Genomic DNA, 6,386 nt, shown 5'->3' with positions numbered 1-6,386 from the left:
CATGAGCATCGCCACCATCATCCTGGGCGAGAGCGGCACGGGCAAAAGCTACAGCATGCGCAATCTCAAGCCGGCTGAAACGTTGCTGATCCAGTCAGTACGCAAGCCGCTGCCATTTCGCTCGGCAGACTGGTTGCGCGTCGGCGCCGATAAGCGCAAGGGCGGAAACATATTCGTTACCGACCAAAGCGCCCGGATCATCGCCTACATGCAGCGCACCGCCCGCAAGGTCATTGTGCTCGACGATTTTCAGTATGTGCTCGCCAATGAGTTCATGCGCCGCAGCGATGAAAAGGGCTTCGACAAGTTCACGGAAATCGGCCGCCATGCCTGGGACATTCTCACCGCGGCCGGTGAGCTGGCCGAGGACGTGCGCGTCTACATCCTCGCCCACACGCAGAGCGACGACTACGGCCGGGTGCGTATGAAGACAATCGGGAAGATGCTCGACGAGAAGATCACCCTCGAAGGCCTGTTCACCATCGTCTTGCGCACCAACGTCGCTGATGGGCGATTCCAGTTCAGTACCGTCAACAACGGGAGCGACACCGTCAAATCGCCGCCCGACCTGTTCCCCAGCCACTACATCGACAACGACCTCGCCGCCGTGGACGCCGCAATTTGCGATTACTACGGCATCGCCACCACCACCCAGCCACAAGCCGCATAACAAGGAAACAGCATGTCCCGCTCATACGATCTCGACACCAACGCCGCCAAGAAAGCAGACGAGAAAGCCAGCCGCATCGAAGCAACGGGCGACTACATCGGCACCTTCAAATACGCCATTGCCAAGAAGGCCAAGTCCGGCGCGGACGGCATCGAGCTGCATTTCGAGGATCGCGCCAAGCAGGAAGCCCGCCTCACGCTCTGGACACACAAGGGCGACGGCACCGCGCTTTCTGGCTTCAACGTGCTGCAAGCCATCCTGACCTGCCTGTCCCTGCGCGGAATCAAGGCAGCCCCGCAGCCGGTCGAGCTGTACGACGCCCAGGCCAAGACCAAGGTGCGCAAAGAGCTGGACGTTTACCCCGACCTGATGGGCAAACCGATCGGCCTGCTGCTGCAACTGGCGCCCGAGGAATACCTCGACAAGCAAGGCTCGCTCAAGGTCGCCAACAAGCTGGAAATTTACAGCATCTACAACGCTGACAGCCGCATGGTCGCAAGCGAGATTCTGGCGCGGGCGCCCAAGGCCGAGAAGCTGGAAAAAGTAAAAGCCAGCCTCAAGGATCGCGCGCTGAAGAAGCTGCCAGCCGGTCAGTCAGCCCAAAGCAGCGGCAACGGCGGGCCGGCGCCTACTGGTGGATTCGATGACTTCGATGACTGCGATATTCCTTTTTGATCTGACCGCATATGCCGATCTGCAAACACTGCGATATGACCAAGCCAGCCGATGACTTCTACGCCGGCAGCAACTCGCGCTGCAAGGATTGCGCGAAGGCTGCAGCGCGGGCCAACCGGCTGGCCAACTTGGATCGGTGCAGAGCTTATGAGCGTAGCCGTGCCACAGCGCCGCACCGTGTCGCTGCCCGTCGCGCATATGCAAGCACCGATCAAGGCCGCCAAGCTCATGCCCGAGCTGTCACGCGAAGTAATACCAGCCGACCGGAACGCCGCCGCGCGAGGCAGGCCATTTCCAACGCTGTGCGAGACGGGAAAGTGCAGCCCCTGCCGTGCTGGGTTTGCGGAGACAAGGCCGAGGCTCACCACCCGGACTATAGCCGGCCGCTTGATGTCGTTTGGCTGTGCCCAAGCCATCACAAGCAAGCGCACGCATTGATCCGCAAGCGAACAGGCTGACGAGCCATGGCCGAGAAGCAACTCAACCAAACCTTTGTCCTGACTGACGATCACGCCGCTGGCCGGCTGTGGGCCTTCCTGCGCAACAACTGGAAGCCCATGGCCGAGCAGGGCAAGCCGCTGGCCGTGATCGTCAGCCAGCACAAGACCAAGCGCACCATTGAGCAGAACAAGCGCATGTGGACGTTGCTACACGAAATTGAAGAAGCCGCTTGGCTCAATGGCCGCCAGTACAGCGCAGCGGCTTGGAATGAGTATTTCGCTGGCCTGTTCATCGGCTACGAGGAATTGCCTGATGGTCGGCAAAAAGCGATTTCGACCACCACGCTATCGGTGCCAGAAATGGCCGACCACCAAACCAGAATCGAAGCCTACGCCGCCAGCGAGCTAGGCATCCACTTCACCTTTTGAGGCAAACATGCACTTTAGAGCCGCCCATATCAGCGCCCTGATTGGCCCATTCGTGCCCGGCCAGGTAGCCATCGACGAAGCGCTGCAGCGAGCCGTATTCAAGCCAATCGGCGATCTGGAAGAAGCGCGAGAGGGTTTCGTCAACCCGTTTGCCATTACCAAGACCGACGAACTGACGCTGATGGTGAACCGCTGTGTGTTTTTCGCCGTGCGCTGCGACAAGCGCTCGCTGCCGGCATCGGCCATCGAGGAACGGCTGGCCGCTCGGGTAGCAGGCATCGAAAAGCAGTCTGGGCGCAAGATTGGCCGCAAAGAGCGTAAGGAGCTGAAAGAAGCCATCCGCGCCGAACTGCTGCCGCAGCAACTGCCATCACAAGCCCTGGTGCGCGGCTACTTCGACCTTGACCGTGCCATCGTCGTGCTGGACACCAGCAGCCAGAAGCGCGCCGACGAAATCCACGCCGCGCTGCGCAGCAATCTGTTCCTTGGCGGCATCGAAATCGGCATGACAACGGTGCAAGTCAAGGCCGTGCCGAACTTGCGCATGACCGCTTGGCTGCAAGACCAGACCTGCCCAGAGCCATTCACGGTAGACGACGAGGGCGAGCTCAGCCAAGGAAGCGACGCCGTTATCGCCATCCGGCGGTCGGACATGCTCGCTGGTGAGATTCGCCATCTGCTTTCTACCGGCCGCGTTGTCACCAAACTGGCCCTGACTTGGGCCGACCGCGTGAGTCTGGTGCTGAGCGAATCGCTCGGCCTGACCAAGCTCAAGTGGACATCCAGTTTTTATGCCCGCGCCGCCGATCTCGGCCAAAGCGAAACCGCCGATGACACCCGGGCGGCCGAGCTGACGATCCTGACCGGCGACGTGCGCGAATTGCTGCACGACGTTACTGAAGCCTTCGACGGCATTGCCAACGACGAGAACTGACCATGACACAAGCCACTCACGAAGCCGTATTGATCCAAGCCTTGGCAATCACGCCTGACGCCACGGCCGGAGAACTGCACCGCGACATCTACATGAACGCCGAAGCGGTCGCTGCTGCGTTGCAGGCCATGTGTGACGCCGGCATCGTCACCCGCGAGGCCGAGGCCGGCAAGCCTTGGCGCTATGCCTTGTCGCCGGCGGCCAACTCGGCAAATGAGCTGGCGACGGTCAAGGCAAAGCTGGCCAGCGCACAAGATGAAATCGAGCGGCTGAAGCGTGGGCGAGATATGGCGGCGCTGATGCTATCGGAGCTTGCGCACAACATCGACTCACATCATCGCGGCTATGTAGTCAGCGACGGCACGACCTTTGCCAAGGCGCAATCGATCGACAAAGCGATAGCCAAGGCCCGCAATACCGTCCGGGCTGGCAGCCGCCGAGCGCGCGTCTATAGCCTGCAGCTGGTCGGCGAGTCGCGCCCTGGTGCAGAGTGGAAGGTGGCATGATATGAAGCGCACTCTTTACAGCATCAAAGGTGATCACTTTTTCGGCGAAGACAGGGATGCCAAGCGCGCCGCCCAGCTTGCAATTCTGGATAGAGTCGGCGTCGCAGAGTTTGAGGACGGCCATGTCATTTGCAATGCCGATCAGGCGCTGGCGCTAATCATCGCTGGCTACTGCGGTACCTATTTCGGCAACTTCCAGGTCAAGATGGCCGCAGAGATCGAGGCCGGGCCAGATGCCGAACAGCTGTTTGGCATGCTCACTGACAAGGTCGCCTCCCTGTCTCACCAAGCGCTGGCAGTGTGAGGCCGACATGACGACGCGAAATCACACAAACCACCGCATCGGCGCCTCGCACCCGCGCGCCAAGCTGACCGATCAGCAGGTTGCAGAGATTCGCCGCCTGCACAACAGCGCCGCCGGCGTCGGTTACCAGACCCTGGCAAAGCGCTTCGGCTGCGGGACTTCGACCGTGCGCGACATTTGTACCTATCGCACGAGGTGGGCGGCATGACGATGGGCTACTTGATTTCCACATCAAACCGGGCCTATGCTAACCATGTCGCGGTCAATCCCGCGACCGGGTTTGGCGACCCGGATACAAGGCGGACGAATAGCCGCCTGCATTACCTGCAAGCGGCTTTTTTGCGTCCGTCATTGCATGGCACCCCTATGGGCGGGCCGTGCGGGAGGGCCGCAAGGCCCTGCCGGTTCCTTGTACCGGTTCGCCAACCCGCACGGCTCTGCCCACCCGTTTGGCGACGGGCGGCGGATTCTCAGTCCGTTACAAGGAGTTCCATCATGGCTAAGCCCATCGAAGGCGCATCTGCGCCAGAACCATCCAAGAAACCAGCCCCTTCACTTCATTCCTTCCAGTCGCAATCCGAAGGCTGGAATATCCGTTCCCTGCTTATCGACGGCGAGCCATGGTTTATCGCAGCCGACGTATGCCGTTCGTTGGCCATAGGCAATCCGTCCATGGCGCTTCGAACATTGGATGATGATGAGAAAGCCCTCAGTTCAATTGAGGGCTTATCTCGCGGTAACGATAAAGCGAACATCATCAACGAATCTGGCCTCTACACGCTGATCCTGCGCTGCCGCGATGCGGTCAAGCCTGGCACCACTGCACACCGCTTCCGCAAGTGGGTGACTGGCGAAGTCCTGCCGAAAATCCGTCGCGATGGTCAATTTCTCAGCCCGACCGAAGAAGAAGCGCGGCACGCTCCCCGAGACAATGCTTGGCTAGTGATATTGGGCGAGGATGGCAACTTGAAGAACTACCCCATTCCATTGTCTGGCGCCATTGTCGATGGCCCGGTTTTTCATGCCATGGCCGTCGATATGTATGCGATGGCTAGCAGAATGGCCAAGCTGATCTACCTAGAACCCGCAGACCTCGCAGCGGTTCGCGACGACACGTCTACCCGGAGCTAACCATGACAACCGATATTCAAGCATCGGCGCTAGGCGCCGAGGGGATCACTTACGCCAAAAATGGGAGTCGAGGCGAGCAGCGACCCTTGTCCAGACGAACCAACACCGCTGGCCAGCACGAAGATACCTACCTCGACTTCCTGCGGGCCAAGATCAAGATGGCGCGCTTCGATGGCTTCGACGTTGCGCCCGACGAGCTGTCACCCATCCTGTTGCCGCACCAGCGCGACATTGTGCGCTGGGCAGTCAAGGGCGGCAGCCGTGGCATCTTCGCCAGCTTCGGCCTGGGCAAGACCTTCATGCAAACCGAGTGGAGCCGCCAGATTCAGCGCAAGGCCGGTGGCCCGGTGCTGGTGACGGCGCCGCTTGGTGTGCGCCGCGAGTTCATGGACACCACCGCAGCGCTGGGCGTTGAGTTCCATTTCATCAAATCGGCAGACGAGATGCGCGCCGGCCAAGAGTTCTACCTGACGAACTACGAAACCGTGCGTGATGGCAAGCTCGACCCCAAGCTATTCACTGCCGCCAGCTTGGACGAAGCCAGCGTGCTGCGCTCGTTCGGCAGCAAGACCTATCAGGAATTCTTGCCTCTGTTCGAAGGCGTGCCGTTCAAGCTGGTCAACACCGCCACGCCCAGCCCCAACCGCTACAAGGAGCTGATCCACTACGCCGGCTTCCTTGGCGTCATGGACACCGGCCAGGCGCTGACCCGCTTCTTCCAGCGTGATAGCGAGAAGGCCGGCAACTTGACCCTGTACCCGCACAAGGAGCAGGAATTCTGGCTGTGGGTGTCGAGCTGGGCTGTGTTCATCCAGCGACCATCCGACCTTGGCTATAGCGATGAAGGCTATGAACTGCCGGCACTGGATGTGCGCTACCACGAGGTACCGAGCGATTACAGCACGGCCGGCGCCGACAAGATCGGCCAAGGCTTGCTGTTCCCGGATCCTGCGCTTGGCGTGCAGGCGGCATCGACCGAGAAGCGCGACAGCCTCGGCGCGCGCGTCGCCAAGGCCTGCGAGATCATTGCCGCCGACCCGGTCGACCACTTCCTTATCTGGCACGACCTCGAAGTCGAACGCCATGCGATTCAGGCTGCGCTGCCTGATGTGGTGAGCGTATGGGGCAGCCAGGATCTGGAAGAGCGCGAGCAGCGCATCGTGGACTTCGGCGCTGGCAAGTACCGCCTGCTTTCAACCAAGCCGATCATTGCCGGCAGTGGCTGCAACTTCCAGCGGCACTGCCACCGCGCCGTGTTTGCCGGCATCGGCTTCAAGTTCAACGACTTTATCCAGGC

Annotated in this window: 8 protein-coding genes and 1 pseudogene; all 9 read left to right on the top strand. The window is 60.7% G+C overall.

What is annotated here, in order from left to right:
* Positions 1-670, top strand: a 670-nt coding sequence (locus tag ACE3OH_RS17820) for an ATP-binding protein (RefSeq protein ID WP_374356236.1), incomplete at its 5' end; no start/stop codon positions are given.
* 12 nt (positions 671-682) lie between these two features.
* Entirely contained in the window at positions 683-1,345 is a 663-nt protein-coding gene (locus tag ACE3OH_RS17815; RefSeq protein WP_374356233.1) for a hypothetical protein, read from the top strand.
* A 464-nt stretch (positions 1,346-1,809) separates the two neighbouring features.
* Positions 1,810-2,214 (top strand): recombination protein NinB, encoded by a 405-nt coding sequence (locus ACE3OH_RS17810; protein ID WP_374356230.1) that lies wholly within the window; start codon positions 1,810-1,812, stop codon positions 2,212-2,214.
* A gap of 7 nt (positions 2,215-2,221) precedes the next feature.
* A complete protein-coding gene (rdgC, locus tag ACE3OH_RS17805) occupies positions 2,222-3,148 on the top strand; it encodes a recombination-associated protein RdgC (protein WP_374356227.1) in 927 nt (308 codons plus the stop codon).
* Positions 3,149-3,150: 2 nt separating this feature from the next.
* A complete protein-coding gene (locus tag ACE3OH_RS17800) occupies positions 3,151-3,654 on the top strand; it encodes a hypothetical protein (RefSeq protein WP_374356223.1) in 504 nt (167 codons plus the stop codon).
* A 1-nt stretch (position 3,655) separates the two neighbouring features.
* Positions 3,656-3,958, top strand: coding sequence for a hypothetical protein (locus tag ACE3OH_RS17795; RefSeq protein WP_374356221.1), 303 nt, complete (start codon positions 3,656-3,658; stop codon positions 3,956-3,958).
* A 7-nt stretch (positions 3,959-3,965) separates the two neighbouring features.
* Positions 3,966-4,166 (top strand): hypothetical protein, encoded by a 201-nt coding sequence (locus ACE3OH_RS17790; protein ID WP_374356218.1) that lies wholly within the window; start codon positions 3,966-3,968, stop codon positions 4,164-4,166.
* A 287-nt stretch (positions 4,167-4,453) separates the two neighbouring features.
* Positions 4,454-5,089, top strand: a complete 636-nt coding sequence (locus ACE3OH_RS17785) for a Bro-N domain-containing protein (RefSeq protein WP_374356215.1) — start codon at positions 4,454-4,456, stop codon at positions 5,087-5,089.
* 86 nt (positions 5,090-5,175) lie between these two features.
* A pseudogene (locus ACE3OH_RS17780) lies at positions 5,176-6,386 on the top strand (DNA methylase N-4); the annotation flags it as partial.

Source organism: Chitinimonas sp. (genome assembly GCF_041904975.1).
In the GTDB taxonomy this organism is placed as follows: Bacteria; Pseudomonadota; Gammaproteobacteria; order Burkholderiales; family Chitinimonadaceae; genus Chitinimonas.
This window is presented reverse-complemented; position numbering and strand designations above follow the sequence as displayed.

Bases quoted from the DNA above. Each gene is read 5' to 3' on its own strand.
- ACE3OH_RS17815 (WP_374356233.1), top strand. From the start codon at position 683: ATGTCCCGCTCATACGATCTCGACACCAACGCCGCCAAGAAAGCAGAC.
- ACE3OH_RS17790 (WP_374356218.1), top strand. From the start codon at position 3,966: ATGACGACGCGAAATCACACAAACCACCGCATCGGCGCCTCGCACCCG.
- rdgC (WP_374356227.1), top strand. From the start codon at position 2,222: ATGCACTTTAGAGCCGCCCATATCAGCGCCCTGATTGGCCCATTCGTG.
- ACE3OH_RS17810 (WP_374356230.1), top strand. From the start codon at position 1,810: ATGGCCGAGAAGCAACTCAACCAAACCTTTGTCCTGACTGACGATCAC.
- ACE3OH_RS17785 (WP_374356215.1), top strand. From the start codon at position 4,454: ATGGCTAAGCCCATCGAAGGCGCATCTGCGCCAGAACCATCCAAGAAA.
- ACE3OH_RS17795 (WP_374356221.1), top strand. From the start codon at position 3,656: ATGAAGCGCACTCTTTACAGCATCAAAGGTGATCACTTTTTCGGCGAA.
- ACE3OH_RS17800 (WP_374356223.1), top strand. From the start codon at position 3,151: ATGACACAAGCCACTCACGAAGCCGTATTGATCCAAGCCTTGGCAATC.